The organism is Marisediminitalea aggregata, assembly GCF_900129565.1.
Classification (GTDB): Bacteria; Pseudomonadota; Gammaproteobacteria; order Enterobacterales; family Alteromonadaceae; genus Alteromonas; species Alteromonas aggregata.
The window spans coordinates 390,929-413,650 of sequence record NZ_FQWD01000006.1; the positions used below are offsets into that span (position 1 = coordinate 390,929).

Below are 22,722 nucleotides of genomic sequence, written 5' to 3' on the forward strand. Positions count from 1 at the left end.
GCAACTTATACTACAGGGAAAGACAAACTTACCACTAATCCATTCGGCGCGTTCAGGGCAAATTGGATTGTGCCGTTGTTTAATCTTACCGCTTCTGCCGCAATGGCTAGCCCTAAACCGAGTCCGCCGGTTTCACCCTGCCTTGCACTGTCGGTACGGTAAAACGCTTTTGTCAAGCAGGCCAGTTCGTCGCTCTCAACCCCCGGTCCGTCATCACTAATGCGAATAACAACCCGTTGGTCAGTACGCTCACAGGTGAGAGACACCGAGGAGTTTGCATATTTAAACGCGTTGCGCACCACGTTCTCTATAGCGGTAAGCATGGGCTCCTCATACACGTCAATAGACGCATCTATCAATGTGTGATGCCAGGCAATGTTCGACGCTTTAGCTTCAAATGCTGCGTCTTCACACAAATCGGTAAGTAATGCTTCCAACGTAAAACGCTGACGTCCTTGTTGAATAGCTCTGGCTTCCATTGTGGTTAAATCGGATAGCCGCTGAATATGCAGGTTCAGCAGTTCACTTTCTTTTTCAGCACGCTCCAACAAAGGCGCAATGCTGGTATCGGTACTCTTTTTCCTCAACAAGGCCAGTGTCATCTGTAACCGGGTGAGCGGCGTGCGCAACTCGTGAGAAATATCAGCACTTTGGCGCTTTTGGTTTTGGATCAGTGCGGCAATGCGTGCCGTCATGTCATTAAACTGCGCAAACAACCTGGCAAACTGCGTATTGGCGGCGTACTGACGATCAGGACTGGCAGGCGATTCTGTGTCAATTTTATGCTGAAGTTGCCCCTGCCCCACGGCATTGAATGCCTGACCGAGCCGGGTTAAAGGTCTGGCGATAGAGCGCACTAACAACCAACTCATCACACTGGTAACAACCAGAAACACTGCCAGCACGCCCCAAACCGGAAACATGCGGAATAAATCTGATGGGCGGGGACGCTCTGGTCGCCACAGAATTAACTTCCAATCAGCATTGCTGGTTAATGTCACAGGGCCTATCAGCTTCGTCCACTCCAGATTAATGTGACGCGGATGGTCGCTCTGCATAAAATACCAGAACCGCTTGCTTTCAAAGCGCTCCAACAGGTGTTCGCGTACCGGTGAGCTGGCCATCACCAATTTCAGATCATTGTCTACAATCATCATCTGATAAGGAAAGTTGCGGTCCAGCAGATTCAGTCTTCTGGTATTTAAGCGCTCAGGGTCCTGATGACGGGACAAATGCTTATCCACCCTTTCAGCCACAGAGGTCAGCAGACGACGCTCTTTACTGTTTAAATGATCGTCATCATCTAACTGCTGTAATATGAAAGAGGGTATGGCTATCGACAGCAGGCACACCAATAAAGTCAGCCAGAACCAGCCAAGCACTTTCACATTAAAACTACGAATAGGATTAATCACCCTGCGAATACTCCGTAACCACGGCCTCGCTGGCTTTTGATTTCACACGCAGAACCAACCGCCTGTAATTTCTTGCGCAAATTACTCACATGCGTATCAATACTGCGGTCGAACGCCTGCAGCTTGCGGCCCAGGCATTGTTCCGATAACGTTTCTTTACTGATCAGTTCGCCCGGCGACTGGCAACAGAGTTTAAGTAGCGCATACTCACTGCCGGTAAGCTCCAGCACTTCGCCTTTGCACTGCACTTCCATTTTGCTCAGATCGAGGGTTAAGTCTCCCAGCGAGAGTTGATTTGATAACGCCGGAGAATCTGACGCTTTGTCTCTGGTTCGGCGGGTAATAGCACGAATACGAGCCAGCAGTTCGCGATCATTGAATGGCTTTGCCAGATAATCGTCGGCGCCCAGTTCCAGACCCAGGACTTTATCGAGATCATCCCCTCGGGCTGTCAGCATTAATACCGGCAATTCACTTTGCTGACGCAGGCTTTTCAGCACGTCCAGGCCGTTGAGTTTCGGCAACATAACATCTAACAACACCAGTTCAATATCTGGCAACGACAGCGCTGCCGCCAGACCAGATTCACCGTCGGCCCGGTGTACTACGTCATAACCCGACAAGCTCAAAAATTCGCTTAATAGTTCCGCCAGGCCTTTGTCGTCTTCGATGAGTAAGATTGTCATGGTACTGCTACATTAGTTAATACAGGGTAATAATGCCTGACTTTTCATAGGTTCACACCACATTTGCACTTCTTAACGTTCCTTGGCATTTAATCCGTTAATCTTGTAATCGTCCTCATTAAGAGGGAACACCATTAACAGGAGAACATGATGAAACGTTCACTAAAACAACTTGGCCTGGCAACGTTTGCCGTATTTATCATTGGCGCAGGCGTAAGCGGTGTTGCCCTGGCGAACAACGCCAAAGAAGGCAAAGAACCGCCACTTATGCCACCTCAGTTGCACCGTGCACTGGGTGATATGGAACTCACTGACGCTCAAAAAGAGCAACTGCAAGCGTTACGTGAAAAACAAAAAGCGTTAAAAGACGAATTCTGGGCTGTTTTCACCGATGAACAGAAAACGGCGATGTTGGAAAAAATGATGCGTCATCAGCGCGACGACCGCAAAGGCGGAAAGCACCGCGACCACAAAAAAGGGAAACGAGGTGATCGCCCGGACCGCGGAGAGCGCCGAGGTGAAGTGCCAGAAGCGGATGATGTATCAGGTATGCCGCAGTAACCCATTTCTTCATAGGTGCAACCAACCTTTGCCGCGCAATCGCGCGGCTTTTTTACGCATTTAATTGGCAATGACAAAGCGCTGGACAATGGCATTGCCGTCTTGCAATTCGCTGTGTAACACGCCGCCATTGGCCGTGATCATACCGGCGGATGGTCCATTGCCTTTGTAGCAATGCACGTGAACATCGGTAATGCCCCGCTCTCGGGCTTTAACCAGTGTGTTGGCGAGCAACCATTTACCCAGCCCTTTGCGTCGGAAAGAGGGACGAATTCCCAGCCCGATATGTCCACCAGCATGACGTAGCGCTGGTGTCAGTTCATGTCTCAAGTTTGAAACACCGAGCAGTGAATCGCCTTCAACCAGCCAATAGGTTGAACTGGCAATAAACCCCTCAGGCAAGTCGATTCCCAACTCGAAGCTTTTCAGCTTTGATAACAGTGCAGGAAAATCGTGGTGAGGAAAGTCCATAGGAAAAGGGTAACGTTCTTCGTCGCCCAACTCCTCGATGTAACCTTTGTAACTCGACTCAAACCGGGCGTGCGGCGCAACCAGCTCCAGTGTTGACTCACTTTTCATCCGCAGGCTTTTCCGGCAAATCGTTACACAGCTGGCAATACACATTGCGTTTGAAATTGTAAGCACGGGTAACGGCAAAAATCGCCAGCGTAATACATGCCCAGGTAATGGCAAACATCATCGCATCGTTCAGGCTATGGCCTTTGATGTACTGTGTGAAGGTAAATAACGTGAACAGTAGCGGCAGTGCCACGGCGTATTGTTTTAACCATTTTTTAATTGGCATGATAGTCCCTTTTTATTGCGCAGATTTACGCTGTTTTTCCATTAACCAGCGGTCGAGCGCATTGCCGAACGCTTGTTTTTCACTTGCCCCCAACGGCGGAGGCCCCTTAGTTTGCACACCACTGCTGCGCAGTGTGTCCATAAAATCACGCATATTCAGTCGCGACTTGATATTTTCCTTCGTGTACATTTCACCACGCGCGTTCAGTGCCAGCGCGCCTTTAGTGATCACTTCATCGGCCAGTGGGATATCACTGGTAATAACCAGATCCCCAGCTTCACAGCGCTGAACAATTTCGTTGTCGGCTACGTCGAATCCCTTTTGAACCTGCACACTGCTTACATACTTCGAAGGCGGTGTTTTCACATACTGGTTAGCCACTAAACATACATGCGTTTGTGTGCGATTCGCCGCCCTGAACAGCATTTCTTTAATCACGACCGGACACGCATCGGCATCCACCCAAATTTTCATATTCGATTCCTGTTAGGCGGTAATATCACCTTAATCATTGTTTCTCATGCTAAAACGAATCCCGCTAAATTACTACGCTTTAACGCATAACCCATGTGACTGATAAGTTAATTGTTGACTTTATGGCGTTCCTTATATAGAACGTTCGATATATAGAACAGCAAAGTGATGCTATGGACCAATCAACATTAAATACGCTCGGTCGCCACCTGCAGGCAATGCGACAAGCCAAGGGGCTGTCATTGTCGCAATTAGCCGCTGGCGCCGGGATTGCCAAATCCAATTTATCGAGATTAGAACAAGGGAATGGCAATCCCACGCTGGACACAATCTGGCGACTGGCTATGCAGCTAAATGTGCCTTTCGGGGCTCTGGTTCATCCATTGAGCGGCAGCGTTGGCGAAGCCGGTGTTGAGGTAAAACTGATCGATCAGGGCAAAGATAAGCCCAATGTCGATGCTTACTGGATGTCGATTGCACCGGGCACACATCGACAGGCAGAGGCTCACGCAACCGGCACTCAGGAAACCATTACTCTGATTAGCGGCAGCCTTGAAGCGGGATTACTCGATGAAGCTACGTGTTTGTCGCCCGGTCAAAGCGTGACATTTGCTGCCGACAAACCACACGTTTACAAAACCGGTAAAGACTGGGCGACGTGTCTGATCACCATTGTTTATACGGGAAACACTTAACATGGCTACATCTTTGAAAGCCAACACATCAAGGGGTTGGCAGTGCGGACTGCTGGACGCCCTCCCCTTACTCGGTGGTTACATTCCGGTTGCTATTTCTTTTGGGCTCATTGCGTCACAGGCAGGATTCAGCGCACTGGAAGCCACGTTGATTTCGCTGTTTATTTATGCCGGCGCATCCCAATTTCTACTGGTCGCAATGGTAGCGTCTGGTGCGCCGTTGTGGCTGGCCGTCAGCATGACGATGCTGGTAAATGTTCGCCACGTTGTATATGCCCCTAATCTGGTGCCTTTTCTTTCACAAAGCCGGGCATGGCCGTGGTTAATGCACGGACTCACGGATCAGATTTTCGCTCTGGCACACACGCGATTAGCCGAATTGAACGACGAGGACAAAGTAAGCTGGTACACAGCAGCGTCTCTGCTCGCCTGGGCTAGTTGGGTGCTGGGTACCACGCTTGGCGCCATTGCTGGCGACACACTCACCCAACAATGGCCATTAATGGACGCCGTTATGCCCTTTGCCCTGCCCGCATTGTTTATAGTGTTATTGGCACCGCGATTTTCAGACAAACAATGGTTTTATACCCTGAGCGTTACAATGGTATCGGCCATGTTGCTTGCCATGACCGCTTTTCAACATGCAGCGATCCCCCTGGCAGCTCTATCGGGCGGCATGACTTTCTATTTGCTTAACAGACCTCACAATAAGCCGGAGCAAGAACATGCAAACTGACATATGGATTGCCATCGTTGTTGCCGCGTTGGGGACGTTTGCTATGCGGGCGTTACCACTTATGTGGACGCAGCGGCATTTCAACAAACACAAAGCCAATAATACAGAAGCGCAGCTGCCTACCTGGATAGGTGTATTGGGACCACTGATGATTGCTGCGATGCTCGGCGTGTCACTGATCCCCAAAGAAACCAGCATGGCAGGCTGGCTGGCAACGGTTGCCGGCACGCTGTTAACCGTGCTGATTTGGCGAAAAACCAGAACGCTGGGGCTACCGGTACTGGCTGGCGTACTGGCTTTTGGTGGCGTTTACGCCTTACTTGCCTGATGCAGTGTTTTTGTGGTGCCGGTTCTGGCTGTGGGAAGTTACAAGCGTTCGCAAGCTCGGGCACAGGCACAGGCACAGGCACAGGCACAGGCACAGGCACAGGCACAGACGTTAGCACTTCAACGTATAGTGATCGAATTGGGTAATTTTGTTGTATCCCTTCCGCTTATAAAGGCGCTGTGCAGTTTCATTGTCGACGGCCGTTGCCAGTTTTACCATTACAGCATGGTTTTCTGTTGCGAATGCCGCCACTTCATTGAGCAGCGCTTCGCCAACGCCATTACCGCGACAATCCGGTGAGACGAATAAATCGTTTAAAATGTAGATCGGGCGCATGGAAACACTGCTAAACGAAGGAAATAACTGGGCAAACCCGGCCGCACAACCCGTTTCGGTAACTGCGAGTAAAATCGTCGAATCGCCCAGCTCCATACGCGCAGAGATAAACTCCGTAGCGGCCGCCCTGTCACTCGGTTGCCCGTAAAATTGCCGGTACTGATCGAACAAATCCGATATATCACCTAAGTGAGCCTTGTTGGCCACAACTATATTGAAATTCATTTACAACTCCGCTCTGATCTATGTCTGCTCAAATCATATCATTGTGGTAGCGAAGATAGGCAAACTTCACAGCAGATAAAAATGCCAGTCTATGAGGGTTATTCGATTAACCCCTGGCGAATCAATTCAGAGCGAATAGCAGAATGAGTGCGCCCGAGCGCTTTTGCAATGTCACCGATAGTCTCATTGTTGGCAAAACGTTTAGCTACCTCTTCTCGTGTTTCGTCTGTCCACGGAAGACCTGCATTGAGTGGTACGCCTTTATCAATATTTGCCTGTTGTTTTTCTTCCAATGTCATTTTAGGCCTTGGCGATCTATGCTCGACGCTCGATATTCGCTCCAGGGCATAAAACAAAGCACGGATCACCTGCGGCTGATTGTAGGTTGAACTGGGTTCATACGGCTCGCCGGAGATGGGATCAATGCCGCTCGCGAGTGCTTTAAGCGTCGAGATATGTTCCTGATACATGATATTCATCCGAATCCTTGCTGAAAATTAATACACTTAAATTAACACACAATCGCTGGGTAAAACGCTGGTCAAAAGTCGGGGTTTGCTGCAGTAAAATACAGCAAGCGAACTCGCCTTTTGGTTGGCAAAAAATTTTTGCGCTGAAGACAAAAAATCTGATTCAGAATTACTTAAAAATTGCTTGCGCGGAATTGGATTTAGCCTAATATGCGCGCAACTTGCTGATAGCCAATCAGTGTCTGGGCTCCCCTCGAGCGCCGGCGAGTAACTATTCAGAATGAAACCGGCTGTATTAACGAATAATGCAGTACTCGTCGAATACACAAGCTATGTTATGTAGCGCTAAGAGGACCCTAATGGCCCCAGAATATCTTGAAATTGTACCTGCGACGCCTGTTGTATCAGAGCGAAATGACAACCTGGCAGAAGCTGAGCGCATTCGTCGCTTAGTGGCATTGCACGGTTCGCCACTGCTGATCCTGGATTGTGAAGCTGTTCGCCGCCAATACCATGCCTTACAGGCAGCGTTGCCAGGTGTTGACCTGCATTATGCAATTAAGCCACTGCCACATGCGTCAGTGATTGCTACGCTGCGAGATGAAGGCGCTTATTTCGATCTGGCCACCAATGGTGAAGTCGACATGGTTGCCGAAGCGGGTGTAGACCCAATTCGCACCATCCATACGCACCCAATTAAGCGCGATAGCGATATTCGTTATGCTATGGAATATGGCTGCAACACGTTTGTGTTCGACAACCCGGATGAGCTGAAAAAATTCATCCCTTATGCCGGTAAAGTCAATCTGTTGCTACGACTGAGTTTCCGCAGTCCGGACGCAAAAATCGACCTGTCGAAAAAGTTTGGCTGTAGTCCGGATGCCGCAATGTCGCTGTTACAACAAGCCGCTGACCTGGGGATCCGCGTAAAAGGAGTGTCGTTCCACGTAGGATCACAGGCATTGGAGCCTACCAAGCACGTTGAAGCAATCAACGCCTGTGCCCTGATAATACAACAGGCCCGCGCTGAAGGCTTACCGGCGTTAGAGGTGGTAGACATTGGCGGTGGCTTCCCGGTGGATTATATCGACCAGGTACAGCCTATCGACACGTTTTGTGCGCCGATACGCGCTGCATTAGCAACATTGCCAGCCGGTACTCGTCTGGTGGCAGAACCGGGCAGATTCATTGCTGCACCGGCTATGACAGCGGTATCGAGTGTAATGGGTAAGGCGATGCGTGATGGCCGTTGGTGGTATTATTTGGACGATGGCGTTTACGGCTCGTACAGTGGCCGTATTTTCGACTATAACCACTACCCTATCGATAGTCTGGACTTTTTTGGTGAGCGCAGCCCGAGTGTGCTGGCAGGCCCGACATGTGACAGCGTCGATGTTATTGAAGATGACATCATGTTACCTGAGTTGGATTGTGGTGCGTTGATTGTCGGCCGCATGATGGGCGCTTACACGTCTGCTACGGCAACTGATTTTAACTTCTTCAAAAAAGCGGAAATCGTAGTCATCAACGAGCACGTTGCTGAAGAATGCGATGTGGTGCCGTTAACAGCCTGATCGAAAATGCGTAAACCGGTCAATTGATGAAAAGCATCCATTGACCGTTAATATGCTCACATAAGTTCTGAGTGGCAGGGTTATATCCCATATAGCACTGCCGCTTTACTCTACTCTGGATTGCGGTTGTTACCCAATGTGGCTACAGACAAACGCCTCAGGTAATCACGCCCTGTAAGGCCATAACTCACAAAAATTACACCTACCGATACACATATCACGCCTTGAACCCAGAAAAACGCCTCTGTATAAACCGCATGCACCTGGCTGATTAGCATCAATAGTCCCAGGCATAGCCCTATCGCCCTCATCACAGTCATTTTTGCATTTCCTTTGTTTAGCCTCGCGAAAAGAGTATCACCGGTAACATTGGCCACATCATGAGCAAATCCAAATACCGGGTCCAGGCAGATTGTAAGCTTGTCACGCCATTTAGCGCGTTACTTACTACCGTTCCCTGCGCTACACCGCGCAACAGTGAATCTTCATACACAACATACAAGTGACCGGCATCGTCAGAAAAAATGGCAATTCGCTGTTCACCAAAATCCGCGTTTGAAACATCAACCTGTTGCAGTGTGAGAGTCAACGGCTCGGTCAGCGCAGTAAATTGTTGCTGGTACATCACACCATGCCGTGTCTCACTGGTGTATATATGGATCAGATCCGGCGAGATAAGATCAGACACATCACCATGACTGGTCAAGCCCCACGTAACCTGGAATGTAGCCTGCTCGCTTAAATAGGGATACAGCAAACTATTGCTGGATTTGTCCCAGGCCAGCACGCTACAAGGAATAGCGACAGACAGTACCGCAAGGGCTTTGTAAGTCATTGACCAGGGCCAGATGATAACCAACAGCCCTAAAACAAACGGAATTGCCCAGAAAAACCCTGACCAGCCACGATTAATACTGCCGCCCAAAATAAACAATGCACAAACAATGAAACCAATTAGCCGTAATGCAACAACTGCTGTCATTGATGAAATGTCCGTCCCTGGTATGTGAAAATTGCAACGTCGTTTTACGTTGCTACGAAATGCAGACTAACTCAGCGCTCCTGATTTGGGAAGGCCCGATGATATATGCAGGTACCGCAGTTCTTGCAGGACAAAGTAACGGAGAGTCGGTAATCCACACATTGAAAAAAGAATCCGTAAACCAGTTTGCCAACCCGGTAAAACGTAAGTACAAACGCCGTTGAAACCATAAATCCAACGGTGTAAACGTTAAGCTGGATAAGCGCGATATCTACGACCAACTCGGCGAGTAACACTGCAACCACTTTGTGTTGCCGCTCTGCCACTGCAACTCCCAAGGTCACAAAAGCCACGGTGAAAGCGAGAAATGATGACGCCTCCAGTAAATAGGCGGCTACCCATACCGGGAACGTAAGCACAGCGCTCAGTAAACAAAACCCAATGGCATCCACTGCCGACATCCACATTGACACTCGCGGCAACGCATAAGCATCACAATGCCTGAATGCACGATGTGCATAAATCCAGGAAAAGCATTTTTTACTTAACAATGTGATCAATTTACGCATACTTTTGTTGTGTTAGTGTTTGGGGTCGAGTCGTATTTTGACACACTATACCAATGTGTTCTTTTGAACAAACCAAACGAAACGAGTTTACGTTTACAATCACGGGCTAGCTGTTCGCGCTACTTAACAATTCGCTTTGCGCGCGGATTCCACACAACCCGCCTCTGTCTGGCCACCACATGACATGCAAGTAAGGCATTAACCCCGTTTTGGGAGCAGCAACAAAGGCCCCCACAGCCATATCGTCAGTAACGGTATAATCCAGCGGAATTGACACTTCACTGAGTTTGAACCCACCCTCAAGCTTGCGGGTATAGGCCAGCGTTACCTCAAGACGGGTTAACCCCGACAATGACGCTGGCAGAGTAAAGCTGTACTCATGCTTTCCGGTTTCTTTTGAGATCTTAACTTGACGGTCATACTGCGCACCATGTTCAGGTATCATGCAGGCATTGGCAGTGTTAACACAGGCAAAGATGCCTAACATTGCGAACCACTTCATCGCTTGGATAAACTGTTCAAACACCGTCATTCGGCTTTAGTGCCAGGGCGTTGCAGCTTCATTTCCAGCATAGAAGACTGAAAACCTACTTTTTCATATGCATTGATTGCGGCGCGGTTGTCGGCGTAGACATCCAGATAAAAATCAAACACCTGCTTTGATTCTGCCCACGCCATCAGCGTGTCGATAATCTGCTTATTCAACCCCATTCCTCGGTATGCTGGCGCAACATACATAAACCCCAGATAGCCGTGAACATTGTGCACTAGTGAGGGTTTCGACTGTCTGATTTGTACATAACCGGTCGCTACAATTGCGCCGTTATCCTCTGCTACCAACAAATAGCTGTCGTCATCGGTAACCAAAGCAGGAATATCGTAATAGCGTGCGCCTTGCGCTTTGATCGCCGAATTAAACGGACGCTCAGCGTCGACAACGGCCTGTTCGAGCGCCAGCAGCGCATTCACGTCGCTAAGTGTTGCTTGTCTAATTTGCATAGTTAGTCACATTTTTCTTATTGTTGAGTTTATGGATTGGATTTACTTGAGGCTGTCGTCATCTCTAACGTCGGGATTACTGTGTATTTTGCGACTGACAATGGTTAACACCAAGCCGCCACGCCACTGATTCAGTAAGGCAAAAAACGGGTACCCAAAGACTGCCAGCAATATTAACACAAAAGGACTCAACACCATTGCCACCGCAATTTGGCTGAGCGATAGCCCTTCTATTCCTGCCAGAGCAAACACACCTAACATAGCCAGATAAAACAAATCCAGCGCTAAGCCATAAATAGCAAAGAGTTTCACAATTGAGGGGAAGCTCAACTGCACCCGATTTTGCTGTTTCAGGCGAGCCGTCATTCTCTACTCCCCCACCAGGCCAGCCGACACAGCAGTACCGTACTTCAACAGCAGGGTAAAGCCCCAAAACAGTATAAACACGCCCCAATAGAGTGCTTTGTGTTGGCGAAATAAATGGGTATCGCCTATCAGTGACACGAGCTTATGCCGGCCGTCGTAAATCAGCGCGACCACCATTAAAAGCAATACCACGTTGACATAAGGTGTACCACTCCAACCCAGCGAAAAGGTGATTACCGTAATGCACAATTGCATAGGTAACAGCAGAAGCGCACCGATTAACCGAAACTGGGGAAAAAACAGTACGATGCCGGTAATTAACTGCGCCACGGCAACTAAATATCCCAACAACCCCAGCCCATATTTAGCCAGTTCGTCGACCAACCAGACCGGGCCGATAATATTAGGGAACCAATGAAAGAACTTACTGATGCCAGCGGATGAATAAATAACCGCAAGCAATAACTGACAGACCATTAGACTTCGTTGAAACACTCCATGTCTCCTTTATACACACCAGATTGAGCGTTTGTGTGGTAAAAAACTAAACCCGAATACGGTTAACGCCGTAGCATTACACTTAATGATCAGGTGTTCAATGAAAAGACGTAGCGTGTAGTTTGCATATTTGTATCGTTTTATTTAAAACGCACTAATGTGTACAAACGTCGTTTACTTAAGCAGCCAAAGAAATGTTAAAACTCGTAATCAGTGTTATCGCAGTCATTTTTATATGCGCATTTGTCTTTGTACAATTGCACTCTGCGAAAGACATTCCTGTTGAGCAGCTTAAACCACAATGGACGACTTCGGCCTCATCATTCATAAAGATTGGTGGTTTATCTTTGCATGTGAGTGACGAAGGCGTTAAAAACGACGCCACGCCAATTGTGTTGATTCACGGCACTGGTGCGTCACTTCACACGTGGGACGGCTGGACCTCAACGCTCAAACATCAACGCCGGGTGATACGTTTTGACTTGCCGGGCTTTGGTCTTACCGGGCCTGAACCCCAAAACAACTACACCATAGAAAACTACACTGACTACCTTATAAAGCTGCTCGATGCTCTGGGTATTCCTAAGGCCATTATTGCTGGCAACTCTCTTGGCGGCTATATAGCCTGGGCAACCGCTATTCGATACCCTGACAAGGTATCGAAACTCGTGCTCGTCGATGCATCCGGCTACCCTTACCAAGCAGAGTCTGTCCCTATTGCATTTAAGCTCTCTCAAAACAAGTCAGCAAAAATACTGTTAAAGAATTTCATCCCTAAATTCATAGTCAGAAGCAGTATCGAAAATGTTTACGGCGATCCCTCTTTGGTCTCTGATGACTTGGTAGACAGGTACTATCAACTTGCACTTCGTGAAGGTAACCGCGCTGCGATTTCAGAGCGCTTTACCCAGACTCAACCTGGCGATCTGCGCTTTAAACTTGGCGAACTCACCATTCCCACCTTATTACTTTGGGGCGGCAAAGATAAGTTAATTCCACTTCACGTGGGCGAGCAGTTCAAAAAAGACATTCCTCACAGCACGCTTGTCGTTTTTGATGAACTGGGGCACGTACCGCATGAAGAAGCACCGGAGACAACACTGTCGCCGGTGCTGGCATTTATTGACGCACCGCACTAGCAACGCAAAACATCAGCTGTTTTTAGCCAGCGCTAGCCTGGCACCAAAACCGATAAACACAATACCAGTAATAGTATTCAGCCACACCTTAAAACGCGGGCTGTTGGTTGCTCGTTTGACTTTTGTCAGGGTGAACACCATAGCTGTAAACCAGACAACATTCACAGTGGCATGTGCAGTGACCAGGGTATAAGCACTCAATGCACTGGCGTCGGCCGACATAAATTGCGGAAACGCCGCTAAGTAAAACACCGAGACTTTCGGGTTTAGCATGTTGGTGAGAAACCCTTCGGCAAAAGCGTTTTTTAGTGCTGTGGGCTTATGTTGTGGCGACGCAACCTCAGTGGCAATAGCGGTTCCTTTCATGAAGGCATTGCGGATCGCTTTTATTCCAAGCCACATCAAATACAACGCCCCCAGCATTTTAAAAATAAAAAACGCGGTGGCAGACTGCACCAGCAAAATAGAGATACCAAACACAGACAACGTGCCATGCAAATAGAACGCGCCAACAAAACCAGCAACGTTAGCCAGCCCAGCCCGGTGACCAGACAGCGGCACGGTTTTCGCGATCAGGAAACCATTTGGCCCGGGCGAAATCACCAGTAAAGTGGCGACGGCCACAAAAGTAAAAACCGTATTTATATCCATGCTAACTCTCCATTAATCACTAAAAAGAAGGTATCAACTTTGTGCACCAAACTTGCTTAGGCGCTGTTCACAGTGTTCTGTGCATGCTTTTCTAATCAACCGTAATAGGTTCAATCGTAACGGCTCTCCGACGCCCTCAACTGTACGCCATCGTGTTGGAACGCGCCGTATGATTAGCTTGCCCTTCAGGGTTTATTAAAGGCAGTAATACCCCAATACTGGCTGGACTTTTGCGTTTGAGTAAAACCACGTTGTCGCAGCTGTTTCCTCATATGTAGATTTATATAACCATGGGCGAAGACAATGACGTTTTGTTCTGTTTCAGCCAGCGCAATAAGTTGATTAGCTGCACGCTTCGCGCGGATTTTCGCTTCACGGTAAGACTCAAATTTACCGGGTACGCCCACAGTCCACAACGCTCTGCAAAGATAAACCCAGGTCCATGCATTCAGCTTGATAGGCAACTTATACCGGGGGATGTCCATTTCACGAAATTGCGACGACTGCAGTGAGGGCGACCGGTCTAAAGCAATCTCGCAACTGTGCACCGCTCTGGGAAGATCACTGGCAACAGCATAGTAATGTTGATAGTGGTGAAATACGCTCAAATCAGGCTTGCTGCTCTCGTCAACCAATGAATGGTTGTAACGCTTTACCCAGCGCCCAAAACCAGCGCTATTAACCTTCTGATTTTCAGCGCCAGTCGGCCTTCCATGCCTTACTAATACTATGTTCATTAAATACCTGTACGGCTTTTTACGTTGACTCGTTTCAGCAGCCCATCATAGGGTTATATTTTACTCTAGCTTCATAGGGAAGAACGAATAACCAGCACCGGGTTTACGTCGAAGATAAGTAAACCAATTAACCTTACACATTTCACATAAATAAATCATTGGCGGTGCCGGCTCTCTCTCTGGGTTTCTCAGTAAATTATGCAGATGAGTATCATTTTTGATTAATTCTACAGCCTTTAATTCGGCCTGCTCCTCATTGCAGGCTTTAACCCATCGAGTAGTAATAAAGCCAAGTAATTCTTCTTTACCATCAAATTCGATAAAAAAGTTTTCGCCCTCTAACATAACTTGAAAATAACTCATCTCTTCCCTGTACCGTTATCACCTATGTGGGTAGCTGAAGCTGCGGATTGTTAGCTGCCCTTCTATTCTAAATCTTCATCGTAAATACGAGTAAAGTTCTCAAACTCTGTACCTATAAGGTCTTTTTCAATAACAAGTTTTGCAATCTCAAAATCGACCACATAGTTGCAGACTTCCATAGTATCACTGCCAATACTGCCGCCGTCACAGTGCCCTAAACCAGTCCACCCGAGTGTTTCGTTTAGGCGATCCTGAAGCCTTGCTCTTTTATCAAGATCTTCAGGAGTCCCAAAACCATCTGCAGAGTACTCAACCATTAGGGTAAACGTCTGATCAACTTCACTGAATCCAATAGCAATTAAATCATCAATTTCCTTTTGAATCGCTTTCTGAGGATTGTGAAACAGGCTCTTTTTAAGCACTTTACTCTTGCCAGTCGTTCCGAGCTCTCCCCAGTGAACCCGATGAGAACCATCATCATTAGACCAAGTCTCCCAATACTCTTTTTTCTCTTCAGATAAACGGTAAAGTTTCAGCATGATTTGTCATCGTGCATAACAACTCAGCTGTTTTTCAATTTACTAAAGAGGTGGCAATCATAAATGGCCCCCTGCTTGAAAATGGCATGTTTAAGCACGCCTTCCTGCTGAAATCCTGCTTTCAGCAACAGCTGTTTTGAAGCGTCGTTTGGTGAAAACACATTGGCGAAAATCCGCACAATATTGGTGTTTGTGAACACATCCTCTACGAGCTGTTCAATTGCGCCCAGCATAATGCCTTTGCGCCAGTGTGCTTGCGCGAGCCAGTAACCTATCTCTGCCGAGCGTTCATATTCAAACTCACCTCGATTCACACCAATGCAACCTACCAGCTCGTCGTTAACTGTAATTGCTTTGATTAGACCACTTTTACTGCCCTCTTCTACCCACCACAGCGCATCCGCCTTGGTATAAGGTTGCGGAATTTTTGTCGACAGAAAAGCGGTTACGTCGCTGTCGTTCAGGATTTCAACCAACCTTTGGGTATCGTGAAATTGAAAGTCTCTGAGGGTGAACATACCTGGTCCATTATTTTTAAGATGAAAACAACACCGCTTGTAGCAAACTAGCTGTTTACAACAAACACTGCGGCAACGGCAAAAAACCAACAAAGCGACAGAACCAGCACCATTTTGAGCATGCTTGAACTTGCCTTCATCCGAAACAAAGTGAAGCCTGAATAGACTGCTGGAAGCAATGCGCCAATCTCGCCCAGCGCGAGCCCTTTGACGAGACCAACAACGGGGGCCCATTCGCTTTGAATAAAAACCATTTCAGTAATGAATGCAAAAACACCCAACGCGATACAGCCTAACAACAAATAAAATGCCCTGTCTTCGCACTTTTTATATTCTGTACTCGTCATTCTCGGCCTCCTGCCCTAACCGTCACGCATTGGACTTCAGAATGAAACAAACCAATCGCTTGCGTTACTGCCCGTGAACAACAGGCACTATCCAGTCAGCCCATGCCTGCCATTTAAATACAGTGTGCATTGCAAGTGCTAACAAGCAAAACAAAGCAAACGACAACAACGTGCTGCCATGCAACCGCTTGGTTGTTTTCCAGTCGTACATCATTAAGGTCGCATAAACCATAAACATAATTACAAACATGGAATACCCGGGCAACGCGAGTAAATGAACTGCTCGATTAAGGCCTTCGGGCATCATTTGAATAGCCGCTGCAATCATAAACCGCTTGTGGTGGGCAGGCTGTTTGACAGATAACACACCCAACACATAAAGCACGGCGAATAGCGTCCATTGAAGGAAAGCGCCACCAAGAAAGCCGCCAGCCCTAAGCCTGGCCTGAGCGTCGTCGACGCCAAACACGCCAAAACACGCCATCCGCTGATAAAATTCAACGGCCATAACCGGACCGGTGATCAATATTCCAATAACCAGAATCACGCTCAGTGTGCCAATGATTTTATGACTGGCGTACTTGCCGGCAGCAGATAAGCGGATTTGATTGAGCAGTAACACATACCAGGCCGCACTCATTGCGCCGTGCAGACCTGTCCATAGCGATATTCTGGCAATGTTGTTGGGGTTATTTGTCCAGTTGAGCGCAAAACCGCCGAAAACCACAACGGTGATGGCAAGGGCAAAGACGCCAAAAAAGCGGTTGTCCAAGGGTGATACCGCCGCTGATTTATTACTCACAATACTAGACTCCATGTCAAAAACGTCCTGTTCGCAGGCATTTTAGATATTTTGGCTATTCATAATGCACTGATATTAATACATAAACCAGTTGATTTTGTGACGGAAACTAAGCAGAACAGGCTCGTAATCGAGTAGAACCTTGTTTAACAACAGTCATCACGCATAGAGGGTTGGAATAATTGGTCCAGTCCCCCTGGCATATAGAGTCTGCTGAATACTGTTGAAGCCATCCAGCCTGTAAGTCTTCGGAAGGTAGCTCGGATGTTGAACCTCTGGCGATTATTCAGCACCAGGGCCAATACTGTCAGATACACCACCGCCAAAGGTTTTGTCTTGTGTAACTTGTATATCCTGGCTCCTGTTGAGCAGCCACACGCCTATTGCTGCCAGAAACGGAACCAGCCAAACCAATAACATTTGTGCGCCTTTCTGGAAAGTATCCAAATCATCACGTTTCATTAAGAATACAGAAACGCTTGCATTCAAAATAAATAGAATTGCCATCACGACATACAAAATTTCAACGTCCATTGAATCACCTCTTCCTGGCGAGATCTTTAAAAATGGAACTCTTCTCGAATTAAAACTCAACACTACCAATAATCGCTAGCAGGCCAATCGGGAACAATAGAACCCACTGCAGCAACTTCATCAAAGCCTTAGCTTGAATAAGTAGTGATGCCTGCGCATAAACAGAAAAAAACATGGCGCTATACACCTATGGAGCGCCATGTTTGTGTCCCTCTTGAGCGCTTTGTTAGACATCTTCGTCAACCGCTGCATCAAAAGATGCCTGGCATTTGCTCTTCGCATGTTTCCAGAGCAATTATGTCTTGTTCATTCCATTGGTCTAATCGATTTAAAACACTGGTATAGCATGCAGAAGCTCTGACATTAATTGCTAAATAAGTATTGTCCCAACGTTCCAGTGAACAATCTAATTCACGAATTATTTTGATGTATTTTTCTTGTTGTTCCCTAGTTACTTTTTTGTCGAAAATAATTCTAAGGGTGCTATTGCCACTTCTTTTAACCACTTTCTCAATTTCCAAGATTCCGTCTTCGTCGGGTTTAGCTTCAACCTCATCTTTAAAATTGAGTGAATAAGAGAAAAATGGGACGTTTTCTAAACGATAGATATTACTACCGAGAGGCTCGGCCCACATCGATTCCCCACCAATCATCCAATGGTTTGGAAGAGAAACATGCACTTTCATTAAACCGTCGTTATTCACTCTGATGCCTAACACCTAAGTAAGGGGCAAATACACGTAGGCTAAAATTGGAACGAAGCGACTGAACCTACGTGTATTTGTCCCAGCAAGTTTGCGAGCGAGTTTAAGCGCTTGTTAGCTCAGCACCTTGCGCCTTCCTTGCGATAAATGCGACTGACCCCGAGTACACATCCATAAATATGTGCGCCAATATAGCAACAACAATACTTTCGAAATACAAATATATACCGCATAGCAAAACACCCACAACAGCTGTTTTTATGACATGCTTCCAACCAAGATATATATGCCAAAAGCCGAAAATGATGCTACTACCAATAACGGCAACTAGCCCGCCTGTATGTTGCTCAATGAAGCTAAACAAATACCAACGGAAAATAAGCTCTTCGCACACACCAGCACTAAATGAGACCAGCAATGTAAAAAATAAAAACTCTTTACGTGATGATGGCAGTATTTCTACAAATGACTCGCCACCGTCTTCAAATGCGTTTAAAACCTGAAGTCTGACACTTTTATCTTTATTGATTGAATAAAGCACATATTTCATATATGCAATAAACACCGCAAACATAAAGAGCGCCAAATAACCTTTCCAAGTAGTAGACGGTAGGTATTGTGGAGGTTCTATTTTTAAGACACCATTTAAAAAGCAAAAAAATAAGAATCCAGTGACAGCCCACAACATGAAAGAAGTTTTTACGTATTCGGTACACTTATTTCTACATTTATATTTTTCCAAGACTAAATCGAACAATGGAAATAGAAGTATTGTAGACAGAAATGCAATTTCCATCGTTTGCACTGCAATCATCCTTGTGTAGAGCTAAATTTTCACTAACGGGCGCAAGAACGCAGGGTATAATGGCGAAGCCGCCCCGCGGGCGACATAATTTTTTTGTTAAGTACTTGTGCCATTACCACACTACAACTTTTTTTGGCTCAAAGCCACTAACCATACAACTACCCAACACTAGTTCGCCGCGTTCAGCAGCTGTAAATGCCTCTTCTGTGGGAAAGCCCATTACATAGTGCACAATTTTTGGTGGTCCATTCAAGTCGATAAACGTGAAGTCTAAAGGGATAAGGCGTCGAAACAATGAATACAAACCAGGCGATAACTTTAGTTTTTTGATTTCTTCTAAAAATGAAAGCAGCGATAAAAACAAATAAGCATAAAAAGCCTAGATTACGATAAGCCAAAAAGCTCCATAAGATACTACTGAGAACAAGAATCGTTTTGCTTCTTTACTTTGAAAAATCATGTGAATCTACATCAGCACCTAACGGCCCAACAACGGGCGCTGGCACGTAGGGCACAATAGCGAAGCGGCCGTGCGAGCTTGCGTCCCAGCGAGCGAAGCGAGAGCCTTGAGTGGTTTGTTATGTCCGTTTTCCAAAATCATCCTTGAATTTCTTAAATTTGAATTCGTTTATAGAGATGAGGATCGTAGCATAAGCGATAACAACAATAACTGCTCCCATAATTTGTTGGTTCTGAGACCATTCTAGGTATTGCATGATTCTAAATGTAACAAACATGACAATTACACCGCGGAAAAGCATCCAGACCTGAGACTTATCTTCTTTGTACTCATTGTATAATTCTCGCATTGCATTATCGGATTCCACCGCTTGAATATGAGCAGCCTTTGAAGGGTGTTTTTCAATCGTATCCAAGAGTAGTGAATAGCGTTCGGGAAATTTTTCCTTGTCTAAGCTTTCCTTAATGTCATACAGATCTTCTAAATCATATTTAGAGAAATCGGGCTCCATTTTTTCTCCTAGGACATAACGGCCCACAAAACGGGCAAAAATACGTAGGCTATACTATTGAGTGAAGCGAAGGGAGCCTACGTGTTTTTGTCGCAGAGAGCTTACGAGCGAGTTTATGCGATTGTTAGGTTAACTACTCTAAAAAAGCGCCTTGCAGCAAGAGCCTATTAACATTGTGATGTATGACTACAAGCCCAATGGCGCAAATTGCAAGAAACACAATTGTTGCCAAAATATACTCTACCCAAGCTAACCACTTAATTCTATTTTTATGCTCGAGAATTAACTCTTTTCTGTAAGCGCTTGATAGTAGAAAAGGCCAAGCAAGATATACAAAGCGAGGTCCGCTGGCTAATTCTGCAAAAAAATCTAAAACGTCGCCTAAAACGGGAATTCTGGATAGCACGATAGCTACAGCGAGAAATACCCCGAAAACAAGTAAGCTAATTACAGCAACCAAAATTTCCATTTATAGGTTTACCTACCCCCACTTAGGGGCACAAATACGCAGGCTATAATACGGAGCGAAGCGGAGGGAGCCTGCGTATTTGTGTCCCAACAAGCGCCAGCGAGTGCCTACAGTGGATTGTTATGCACGTCTTTGCCTGATACGTAATCTGTGTATAGCAATAGCCCCAATACTGCCACCAGGCCAAGCAAAAATAAACTAGAAGCACTGATTGACCTAGTAGCCATTGAATATACGGAAACTGCACACAAAAGAAACACATGAGCTGAGCAAACAATATATGACCATCGTTTTCTTCGTTTTAGGGCAGACACTGAAATGATGTTAGCTAGTAATAGCAATGCAAATAAAGCCGCAGTTTTTGGAATAGCATCGACATTTATAAAGTCAACGGCGACCAACGTCGTTAGCGAGAGGATAAGCAGACCTGAAATAATGGCGTAGACAACAGAGAGAAAATTAAAGGCCAAAACAACCTGTCTCATGGTTCACCTCATTCCTTAAAGTGCATAACGAGCGCATATGCGTAGGGCAAAATAGCGAAGCGGCCCTGCGTGTTTGTGTCCCAGCGAAGCGCGTTTATTGGTTTGTTATATGCTTCCGCATAACAACTTTCCGTGCGAAATCTTTTCAAGCTTTTTGGACACTCGAACAGACACAATGATTTCATTAAACAAGTGCTCAGTGTATACATCATGAGAAATAATTCTCACCTGATGACCTATAAAACTATTCTTCTTTGATAGTTTCAGTTCGTCCAAATCAAGCACAAGGCCAAAACTTGGAAAGCTGCTCAAAAGCCATAAATTATCGCTACCAACTACAAATTGAACATTGTATTTCCGCACGTCAATTTCCGCCACACCCGAGAACTTTTCGCCTTTGACGCCATTCATTGCTTCTTTCCTAAGAAAACCACTCGCACCGAGATTGATAGAAATCAGCCCGAGAAGACTGGAAGCTAACCCCAGTATAGGAACCAAATAATCCAAAAATAAATCCTTAGTATTTCAAAGGCATATAGCACCCTAAGAAGGGTAAATTACATGTGGGTTAAAATACGGAGCGAAGCGACGAGAGCCCACATGTAATTGTCCCACTTGCTTGGCTTGTTATGCATCATTCAACGAGAGAAACTGCCCCGTCATCATACTTTGATATTTTCACCGTATATACTTTGCTTTTCCACGCCTTACGTGATTCTGGAGAAACGTTTGCATGTTCTAAAGTTGTGCTGACTGAAAGTAAATAAAAATTATCTTTTTCAACAAAATCAATAAATTTCCAACCTTTTGATTTTGGTAATTCATATAACGCTGGGACTTCGTATAGATCTCCGTTACTTACGATTACAAAAAGTCTCGCGTTAGGGCAAGACTCAAAAAGGCCACCGCACTCTGATATTTCCTCCCATGTTTCGATAACCAAAACATTCGGGAAAGTGTTACTTTTAAATACAACTTCAGATGTGGAAAGAATCAGGGCTAGCTCTAAATTTTCACTTTTGCTCAAAGTTTCTGCATGTACCTGAATAGAGTAGAAAAGAGCTAACCAAACTAAAAATTTCACGAAATGTCCTTGGATGCATAACGCCCGCATAACGGGCAAAAATACGTAGGGTACAATTACGAGCGAAGCGAGAGAGCCTACGTGTTAGTGTCCCGCTGACTTGGTTTGTTAGGTTACCTTGTTAAACAAAACAGTCCGCTTTCATTAGCCCAACTTTCTATTTGAGTTGCTTTCTCTGGATTGCGAAGATAAAAAACATTGGTATCGTCCCAGCTTTCAAAGTACACAGCCTCTAGCTCAGGTAATACGACCTTATAAAATTGAGAGCTGTCCACGTTATGTGGTGTGCACATCAAATAATTTACTTTCGCTGTGTAAGAAGTAAATTTACGAAATAATGGCAATGCTTTATGCCAGCGCCCCCTAAAAGTAAAATTCAGAATTTCAGTATTACTCACGAGATTTTCAGCGAATTTAATAAACTTTGAATCTCTTTCTCGTTGCTCTTCTTCGGAGACATCTGACAGAATCTTTAGTGCATCATCATGACCTAGCCAGCGGTCAAATACTGAAACAGCCATATAGGTATATTCAGAGGTGTCCTCTACAGCGACTAACTTGTCTAAATCAGGAAACTTTTCTCGCAGTTCCATCTGAGCATTCTTATCTAAAACTGAAAATCTACGCATGTTTCTGCTGGTAACCTAACGCCCTAATTTGGTGGCACAAACGCGTGGGCTAGACTGCGAAGCAGAGCCCGCGTGTTTGTGTCCCCAACATTTGATTGTTATGTTCTGTCTTTGCATTTACTTACTTGGACAATTAAAAAACTAGATAAAAACAATAAAACTATACCAAGCGATATAATTTGCCAGTTAATATGAAGCAGGTCGAGACTATACCTGTATGAGGCAT

The 22,722-nt window shown here is 46.1% G+C and carries 37 protein-coding genes; 6 read left to right on the forward strand and 31 right to left on the reverse strand.

The annotated features are described in order from the left end of the window. Nucleotides 1-5 precede the first annotated feature (5 nt). Together BUB81_RS18370 and BUB81_RS18375 are read right to left on the reverse strand one after the other, a co-directional pair. Nucleotides 6-1,415 (reverse strand): HAMP domain-containing histidine kinase, encoded by a 1,410-nt coding sequence (locus BUB81_RS18370; RefSeq protein WP_073324790.1) that lies wholly within the window; start codon nucleotides 1,413-1,415, stop codon nucleotides 6-8. After that, nucleotides 1,412-2,101 carry a response regulator transcription factor gene (locus BUB81_RS18375; protein ID WP_073324791.1) on the reverse strand — a complete coding sequence of 230 codons (690 nt, stop codon included), beginning with the start codon at nucleotides 2,099-2,101 and terminating at the stop codon, nucleotides 1,412-1,414. The genes BUB81_RS18370 and BUB81_RS18375 overlap by 4 nt, the downstream gene beginning before the upstream one ends. 150 nt (nucleotides 2,102-2,251) lie before the next feature. On the opposite strand from BUB81_RS18375, the gene BUB81_RS18380 reads away from it, so the two are divergent. Further along, complete coding sequence (locus tag BUB81_RS18380) at nucleotides 2,252-2,662, forward strand: hypothetical protein (protein WP_073324792.1); 411 nt, start codon at nucleotides 2,252-2,254, stop codon at nucleotides 2,660-2,662. 60 nt (nucleotides 2,663-2,722) lie between these two features. Here the strand turns inward: BUB81_RS18380 and BUB81_RS18385 are convergent, their stop codons facing one another. From BUB81_RS18385 to BUB81_RS18395, 3 genes are read right to left on the reverse strand one after another with little or no spacing between them, the layout of a single operon-like run. Continuing rightward, complete coding sequence (locus tag BUB81_RS18385) at nucleotides 2,723-3,241, reverse strand: GNAT family N-acetyltransferase (protein WP_073324793.1); 519 nt, start codon at nucleotides 3,239-3,241, stop codon at nucleotides 2,723-2,725. Beyond that, on the reverse strand, nucleotides 3,231-3,467 hold the full coding sequence (locus tag BUB81_RS18390; protein ID WP_073324794.1) for a hypothetical protein: 237 nt from the start codon (nucleotides 3,465-3,467) through the stop codon (nucleotides 3,231-3,233). The genes BUB81_RS18385 and BUB81_RS18390 overlap by 11 nt, the downstream gene beginning before the upstream one ends. A gap of 12 nt (nucleotides 3,468-3,479) precedes the next feature. Continuing rightward, nucleotides 3,480-3,941 (reverse strand): YaiI/YqxD family protein, encoded by a 462-nt coding sequence (locus BUB81_RS18395; protein ID WP_073324795.1) that lies wholly within the window; start codon nucleotides 3,939-3,941, stop codon nucleotides 3,480-3,482. Nucleotides 3,942-4,114: 173 nt separating this feature from the next. Here BUB81_RS18395 and BUB81_RS18400 point away from each other — a divergent pair, with 173 nt between their 5' ends. The 3 genes from BUB81_RS18400 to BUB81_RS18410 are packed head-to-tail and all read left to right on the forward strand — an operon-like array spanning nucleotide 4,115 to nucleotide 5,700. Further along, complete coding sequence (locus BUB81_RS18400) at nucleotides 4,115-4,636, forward strand: helix-turn-helix domain-containing protein (protein WP_073324796.1); 522 nt, start codon at nucleotides 4,115-4,117, stop codon at nucleotides 4,634-4,636. 1 nt (nucleotide 4,637) lies between these two features. Further along, entirely contained in the window at nucleotides 4,638-5,372 is a 735-nt protein-coding gene (locus BUB81_RS18405; protein WP_073324797.1) for an AzlC family ABC transporter permease, read from the forward strand. Next, entirely contained in the window at nucleotides 5,362-5,700 is a 339-nt protein-coding gene (locus tag BUB81_RS18410; protein WP_073324798.1) for an AzlD domain-containing protein, read from the forward strand. The genes BUB81_RS18405 and BUB81_RS18410 overlap by 11 nt, the downstream gene beginning before the upstream one ends. 111 nt (nucleotides 5,701-5,811) lie before the next feature. Here the strand turns inward: BUB81_RS18410 and BUB81_RS18415 are convergent, their stop codons facing one another. Both BUB81_RS18415 and BUB81_RS18420 read right to left on the reverse strand, forming a co-directional pair. After that, nucleotides 5,812-6,261, reverse strand: a complete 450-nt coding sequence (locus tag BUB81_RS18415; RefSeq protein ID WP_073324799.1) for a GNAT family N-acetyltransferase — start codon at nucleotides 6,259-6,261, stop codon at nucleotides 5,812-5,814. Between the two features lie 98 nt (nucleotides 6,262-6,359). Further along, the gene (locus BUB81_RS18420) at nucleotides 6,360-6,740 is read right to left on the reverse strand and encodes a helix-turn-helix domain-containing protein (protein WP_073324800.1); all 381 of its coding nucleotides are present in this window, start codon (nucleotides 6,738-6,740) and stop codon (nucleotides 6,360-6,362) included. A gap of 350 nt (nucleotides 6,741-7,090) precedes the next feature. Between BUB81_RS18420 and BUB81_RS18425 the strand changes: the two genes are divergently transcribed. Further along, nucleotides 7,091-8,305, forward strand: a complete 1,215-nt coding sequence (locus BUB81_RS18425) for a type III PLP-dependent enzyme (RefSeq protein WP_073324801.1) — start codon at nucleotides 7,091-7,093, stop codon at nucleotides 8,303-8,305. 110 nt (nucleotides 8,306-8,415) lie between these two features. On the opposite strand, the gene BUB81_RS18430 is transcribed toward BUB81_RS18425, so the two are convergent. The 7 genes from BUB81_RS18430 to BUB81_RS18460 all read right to left on the reverse strand — a co-directional run bounded on the left by BUB81_RS18430 (nucleotide 8,416) and on the right by BUB81_RS18460 (nucleotide 11,716). Continuing rightward, a complete protein-coding gene (locus BUB81_RS18430; protein ID WP_073324802.1) occupies nucleotides 8,416-8,625 on the reverse strand; it encodes a hypothetical protein in 210 nt (69 codons plus the stop codon). A gap of 17 nt (nucleotides 8,626-8,642) precedes the next feature. Further along, nucleotides 8,643-9,287: a hypothetical protein gene (locus BUB81_RS18435; protein ID WP_073324803.1), complete on the reverse strand. Its 645-nt coding sequence runs from the start codon at nucleotides 9,285-9,287 to the stop codon at nucleotides 8,643-8,645. Nucleotides 9,288-9,358: 71 nt separating this feature from the next. Continuing rightward, nucleotides 9,359-9,856 carry a hypothetical protein gene (locus tag BUB81_RS18440; protein ID WP_139241631.1) on the reverse strand — a complete coding sequence of 166 codons (498 nt, stop codon included), beginning with the start codon at nucleotides 9,854-9,856 and terminating at the stop codon, nucleotides 9,359-9,361. Between the two features lie 106 nt (nucleotides 9,857-9,962). After that, entirely contained in the window at nucleotides 9,963-10,343 is a 381-nt protein-coding gene (locus BUB81_RS18445; RefSeq protein ID WP_175555836.1) for a hypothetical protein, read from the reverse strand. A gap of 41 nt (nucleotides 10,344-10,384) precedes the next feature. Then, the gene (locus tag BUB81_RS18450) at nucleotides 10,385-10,855 is read right to left on the reverse strand and encodes a GNAT family N-acetyltransferase (protein ID WP_073324805.1); all 471 of its coding nucleotides are present in this window, start codon (nucleotides 10,853-10,855) and stop codon (nucleotides 10,385-10,387) included. 42 nt (nucleotides 10,856-10,897) lie between these two features. Beyond that, nucleotides 10,898-11,221, reverse strand: coding sequence for a hypothetical protein (locus tag BUB81_RS18455; protein ID WP_073324806.1), 324 nt, complete (start codon nucleotides 11,219-11,221; stop codon nucleotides 10,898-10,900). 3 nt (nucleotides 11,222-11,224) lie between these two features. Further along, nucleotides 11,225-11,716 (reverse strand): hypothetical protein, encoded by a 492-nt coding sequence (locus BUB81_RS18460; RefSeq protein ID WP_139241632.1) that lies wholly within the window; start codon nucleotides 11,714-11,716, stop codon nucleotides 11,225-11,227. Nucleotides 11,717-11,913: 197 nt separating this feature from the next. Here BUB81_RS18460 and BUB81_RS18465 point away from each other — a divergent pair, with 197 nt between their 5' ends. Beyond that, nucleotides 11,914-12,858, forward strand: coding sequence for an alpha/beta fold hydrolase (locus BUB81_RS18465; RefSeq protein WP_073324808.1), 945 nt, complete (start codon nucleotides 11,914-11,916; stop codon nucleotides 12,856-12,858). Nucleotides 12,859-12,870: 12 nt separating this feature from the next. Here the strand turns inward: BUB81_RS18465 and BUB81_RS18470 are convergent, their stop codons facing one another. The 17 genes from BUB81_RS18470 to BUB81_RS18550 all read right to left on the reverse strand — a co-directional run bounded on the left by BUB81_RS18470 (nucleotide 12,871) and on the right by BUB81_RS18550 (nucleotide 22,496). Continuing rightward, the gene (locus tag BUB81_RS18470) at nucleotides 12,871-13,509 is read right to left on the reverse strand and encodes a LysE family translocator (RefSeq protein WP_073324809.1); all 639 of its coding nucleotides are present in this window, start codon (nucleotides 13,507-13,509) and stop codon (nucleotides 12,871-12,873) included. A 185-nt stretch (nucleotides 13,510-13,694) separates the two neighbouring features. Next, nucleotides 13,695-14,246 carry a histidine phosphatase family protein gene (locus BUB81_RS18475; protein ID WP_073324810.1) on the reverse strand — a complete coding sequence of 184 codons (552 nt, stop codon included), beginning with the start codon at nucleotides 14,244-14,246 and terminating at the stop codon, nucleotides 13,695-13,697. A 60-nt stretch (nucleotides 14,247-14,306) separates the two neighbouring features. Next, nucleotides 14,307-14,609, reverse strand: a complete 303-nt coding sequence (locus BUB81_RS18480; protein ID WP_073324811.1) for a hypothetical protein — start codon at nucleotides 14,607-14,609, stop codon at nucleotides 14,307-14,309. A 62-nt stretch (nucleotides 14,610-14,671) separates the two neighbouring features. Continuing rightward, nucleotides 14,672-15,148 carry a hypothetical protein gene (locus tag BUB81_RS18485; RefSeq protein WP_073324812.1) on the reverse strand — a complete coding sequence of 159 codons (477 nt, stop codon included), beginning with the start codon at nucleotides 15,146-15,148 and terminating at the stop codon, nucleotides 14,672-14,674. 23 nt (nucleotides 15,149-15,171) lie between these two features. Next, the gene (locus BUB81_RS18490; RefSeq protein WP_073324813.1) at nucleotides 15,172-15,666 is read right to left on the reverse strand and encodes a GNAT family N-acetyltransferase; all 495 of its coding nucleotides are present in this window, start codon (nucleotides 15,664-15,666) and stop codon (nucleotides 15,172-15,174) included. 47 nt (nucleotides 15,667-15,713) lie between these two features. After that, entirely contained in the window at nucleotides 15,714-16,013 is a 300-nt protein-coding gene (locus BUB81_RS18495) for a hypothetical protein (RefSeq protein ID WP_073324814.1), read from the reverse strand. A 64-nt stretch (nucleotides 16,014-16,077) separates the two neighbouring features. Continuing rightward, on the reverse strand, nucleotides 16,078-16,830 hold the full coding sequence (locus tag BUB81_RS18500) for a hypothetical protein (protein ID WP_073324815.1): 753 nt from the start codon (nucleotides 16,828-16,830) through the stop codon (nucleotides 16,078-16,080). 267 nt (nucleotides 16,831-17,097) lie between these two features. Further along, nucleotides 17,098-17,349 (reverse strand): hypothetical protein, encoded by a 252-nt coding sequence (locus tag BUB81_RS18505; protein ID WP_073324816.1) that lies wholly within the window; start codon nucleotides 17,347-17,349, stop codon nucleotides 17,098-17,100. A 49-nt stretch (nucleotides 17,350-17,398) separates the two neighbouring features. Then, nucleotides 17,399-17,524 carry a hypothetical protein gene (locus BUB81_RS22525; protein WP_281250820.1) on the reverse strand — a complete coding sequence of 42 codons (126 nt, stop codon included), beginning with the start codon at nucleotides 17,522-17,524 and terminating at the stop codon, nucleotides 17,399-17,401. Nucleotides 17,525-17,600: 76 nt separating this feature from the next. After that, the gene (locus tag BUB81_RS18510; protein WP_073324817.1) at nucleotides 17,601-18,053 is read right to left on the reverse strand and encodes a DUF4265 domain-containing protein; all 453 of its coding nucleotides are present in this window, start codon (nucleotides 18,051-18,053) and stop codon (nucleotides 17,601-17,603) included. A 103-nt stretch (nucleotides 18,054-18,156) separates the two neighbouring features. After that, entirely contained in the window at nucleotides 18,157-18,849 is a 693-nt protein-coding gene (locus BUB81_RS18515) for a CPBP family intramembrane glutamic endopeptidase (protein WP_245819280.1), read from the reverse strand. A 587-nt stretch (nucleotides 18,850-19,436) separates the two neighbouring features. Beyond that, complete coding sequence (locus BUB81_RS18525) at nucleotides 19,437-19,829, reverse strand: hypothetical protein (protein WP_073324820.1); 393 nt, start codon at nucleotides 19,827-19,829, stop codon at nucleotides 19,437-19,439. 133 nt (nucleotides 19,830-19,962) lie between these two features. Next, nucleotides 19,963-20,298: a hypothetical protein gene (locus BUB81_RS18530; protein WP_073324821.1), complete on the reverse strand. Its 336-nt coding sequence runs from the start codon at nucleotides 20,296-20,298 to the stop codon at nucleotides 19,963-19,965. 107 nt (nucleotides 20,299-20,405) lie between these two features. Continuing rightward, nucleotides 20,406-20,783, reverse strand: a complete 378-nt coding sequence (locus tag BUB81_RS18535) for a hypothetical protein (RefSeq protein WP_073324822.1) — start codon at nucleotides 20,781-20,783, stop codon at nucleotides 20,406-20,408. 105 nt (nucleotides 20,784-20,888) lie between these two features. Next, the gene (locus BUB81_RS18540; protein WP_073324823.1) at nucleotides 20,889-21,290 is read right to left on the reverse strand and encodes a hypothetical protein; all 402 of its coding nucleotides are present in this window, start codon (nucleotides 21,288-21,290) and stop codon (nucleotides 20,889-20,891) included. Between the two features lie 127 nt (nucleotides 21,291-21,417). After that, nucleotides 21,418-21,867 carry a hypothetical protein gene (locus BUB81_RS18545; protein ID WP_073324824.1) on the reverse strand — a complete coding sequence of 150 codons (450 nt, stop codon included), beginning with the start codon at nucleotides 21,865-21,867 and terminating at the stop codon, nucleotides 21,418-21,420. Between the two features lie 113 nt (nucleotides 21,868-21,980). Then, nucleotides 21,981-22,496 (reverse strand): hypothetical protein, encoded by a 516-nt coding sequence (locus BUB81_RS18550; protein WP_073324825.1) that lies wholly within the window; start codon nucleotides 22,494-22,496, stop codon nucleotides 21,981-21,983. Nucleotides 22,497-22,722: the final 226 nt, after the last annotated feature.

What these genes read in the sequence shown, in the direction of transcription:
- BUB81_RS18390 (WP_073324794.1), bottom strand. Translation starts at nt 3,467, where the DNA reads ATGCCAATTAAAAAATGGTTAAAACAATACGCCGTGGCACTGCCGCTA.
- BUB81_RS18415 (WP_073324799.1), bottom strand. Translation starts at nt 6,261, where the DNA reads ATGAATTTCAATATAGTTGTGGCCAACAAGGCTCACTTAGGTGATATA.
- BUB81_RS18470 (WP_073324809.1), bottom strand. Translation starts at nt 13,509, where the DNA reads ATGGATATAAATACGGTTTTTACTTTTGTGGCCGTCGCCACTTTACTG.
- BUB81_RS18530 (WP_073324821.1), bottom strand. Translation starts at nt 20,298, where the DNA reads ATGGAAATTTTGGTTGCTGTAATTAGCTTACTTGTTTTCGGGGTATTT.
- BUB81_RS18550 (WP_073324825.1), bottom strand. Translation starts at nt 22,496, where the DNA reads ATGCGTAGATTTTCAGTTTTAGATAAGAATGCTCAGATGGAACTGCGA.
- BUB81_RS18450 (WP_073324805.1), bottom strand. Translation starts at nt 10,855, where the DNA reads ATGCAAATTAGACAAGCAACACTTAGCGACGTGAATGCGCTGCTGGCG.
- BUB81_RS18425 (WP_073324801.1), top strand. Translation starts at nt 7,091, where the DNA reads ATGGCCCCAGAATATCTTGAAATTGTACCTGCGACGCCTGTTGTATCA.
- BUB81_RS22525 (WP_281250820.1), bottom strand. Translation starts at nt 17,524, where the DNA reads ATGTTTTTTTCTGTTTATGCGCAGGCATCACTACTTATTCAAGCTAAG.
- BUB81_RS18495 (WP_073324814.1), bottom strand. Translation starts at nt 16,013, where the DNA reads ATGACGAGTACAGAATATAAAAAGTGCGAAGACAGGGCATTTTATTTG.
- BUB81_RS18465 (WP_073324808.1), top strand. Translation starts at nt 11,914, where the DNA reads ATGTTAAAACTCGTAATCAGTGTTATCGCAGTCATTTTTATATGCGCA.
- BUB81_RS18385 (WP_073324793.1), bottom strand. Translation starts at nt 3,241, where the DNA reads ATGAAAAGTGAGTCAACACTGGAGCTGGTTGCGCCGCACGCCCGGTTT.
- BUB81_RS18525 (WP_073324820.1), bottom strand. Translation starts at nt 19,829, where the DNA reads ATGGAGCCCGATTTCTCTAAATATGATTTAGAAGATCTGTATGACATT.
- BUB81_RS18380 (WP_073324792.1), top strand. Translation starts at nt 2,252, where the DNA reads ATGAAACGTTCACTAAAACAACTTGGCCTGGCAACGTTTGCCGTATTT.
- BUB81_RS18475 (WP_073324810.1), bottom strand. Translation starts at nt 14,246, where the DNA reads ATGAACATAGTATTAGTAAGGCATGGAAGGCCGACTGGCGCTGAAAAT.
- BUB81_RS18445 (WP_175555836.1), bottom strand. Translation starts at nt 10,343, where the DNA reads ATGTTAGGCATCTTTGCCTGTGTTAACACTGCCAATGCCTGCATGATA.
- BUB81_RS18485 (WP_073324812.1), bottom strand. Translation starts at nt 15,148, where the DNA reads ATGCTGAAACTTTACCGTTTATCTGAAGAGAAAAAAGAGTATTGGGAG.
- BUB81_RS18500 (WP_073324815.1), bottom strand. Translation starts at nt 16,830, where the DNA reads ATGGAGTCTAGTATTGTGAGTAATAAATCAGCGGCGGTATCACCCTTG.
- BUB81_RS18490 (WP_073324813.1), bottom strand. Translation starts at nt 15,666, where the DNA reads ATGTTCACCCTCAGAGACTTTCAATTTCACGATACCCAAAGGTTGGTT.
- BUB81_RS18375 (WP_073324791.1), bottom strand. Translation starts at nt 2,101, where the DNA reads ATGACAATCTTACTCATCGAAGACGACAAAGGCCTGGCGGAACTATTA.
- BUB81_RS18420 (WP_073324800.1), bottom strand. Translation starts at nt 6,740, where the DNA reads ATGAATATCATGTATCAGGAACATATCTCGACGCTTAAAGCACTCGCG.
- BUB81_RS18410 (WP_073324798.1), top strand. Translation starts at nt 5,362, where the DNA reads ATGCAAACTGACATATGGATTGCCATCGTTGTTGCCGCGTTGGGGACG.
- BUB81_RS18455 (WP_073324806.1), bottom strand. Translation starts at nt 11,221, where the DNA reads ATGACGGCTCGCCTGAAACAGCAAAATCGGGTGCAGTTGAGCTTCCCC.
- BUB81_RS18435 (WP_073324803.1), bottom strand. Translation starts at nt 9,287, where the DNA reads ATGACAGCAGTTGTTGCATTACGGCTAATTGGTTTCATTGTTTGTGCA.
- BUB81_RS18430 (WP_073324802.1), bottom strand. Translation starts at nt 8,625, where the DNA reads ATGACTGTGATGAGGGCGATAGGGCTATGCCTGGGACTATTGATGCTA.
- BUB81_RS18395 (WP_073324795.1), bottom strand. Translation starts at nt 3,941, where the DNA reads ATGAAAATTTGGGTGGATGCCGATGCGTGTCCGGTCGTGATTAAAGAA.
- BUB81_RS18505 (WP_073324816.1), bottom strand. Translation starts at nt 17,349, where the DNA reads ATGGACGTTGAAATTTTGTATGTCGTGATGGCAATTCTATTTATTTTG.
- BUB81_RS18405 (WP_073324797.1), top strand. Translation starts at nt 4,638, where the DNA reads ATGGCTACATCTTTGAAAGCCAACACATCAAGGGGTTGGCAGTGCGGA.
- BUB81_RS18440 (WP_139241631.1), bottom strand. Translation starts at nt 9,856, where the DNA reads ATGCGTAAATTGATCACATTGTTAAGTAAAAAATGCTTTTCCTGGATT.
- BUB81_RS18480 (WP_073324811.1), bottom strand. Translation starts at nt 14,609, where the DNA reads ATGAGTTATTTTCAAGTTATGTTAGAGGGCGAAAACTTTTTTATCGAA.
- BUB81_RS18400 (WP_073324796.1), top strand. Translation starts at nt 4,115, where the DNA reads ATGGACCAATCAACATTAAATACGCTCGGTCGCCACCTGCAGGCAATG.
- BUB81_RS18515 (WP_245819280.1), bottom strand. Translation starts at nt 18,849, where the DNA reads ATGGAAATTGCATTTCTGTCTACAATACTTCTATTTCCATTGTTCGAT.
- BUB81_RS18535 (WP_073324822.1), bottom strand. Translation starts at nt 20,783, where the DNA reads ATGAGACAGGTTGTTTTGGCCTTTAATTTTCTCTCTGTTGTCTACGCC.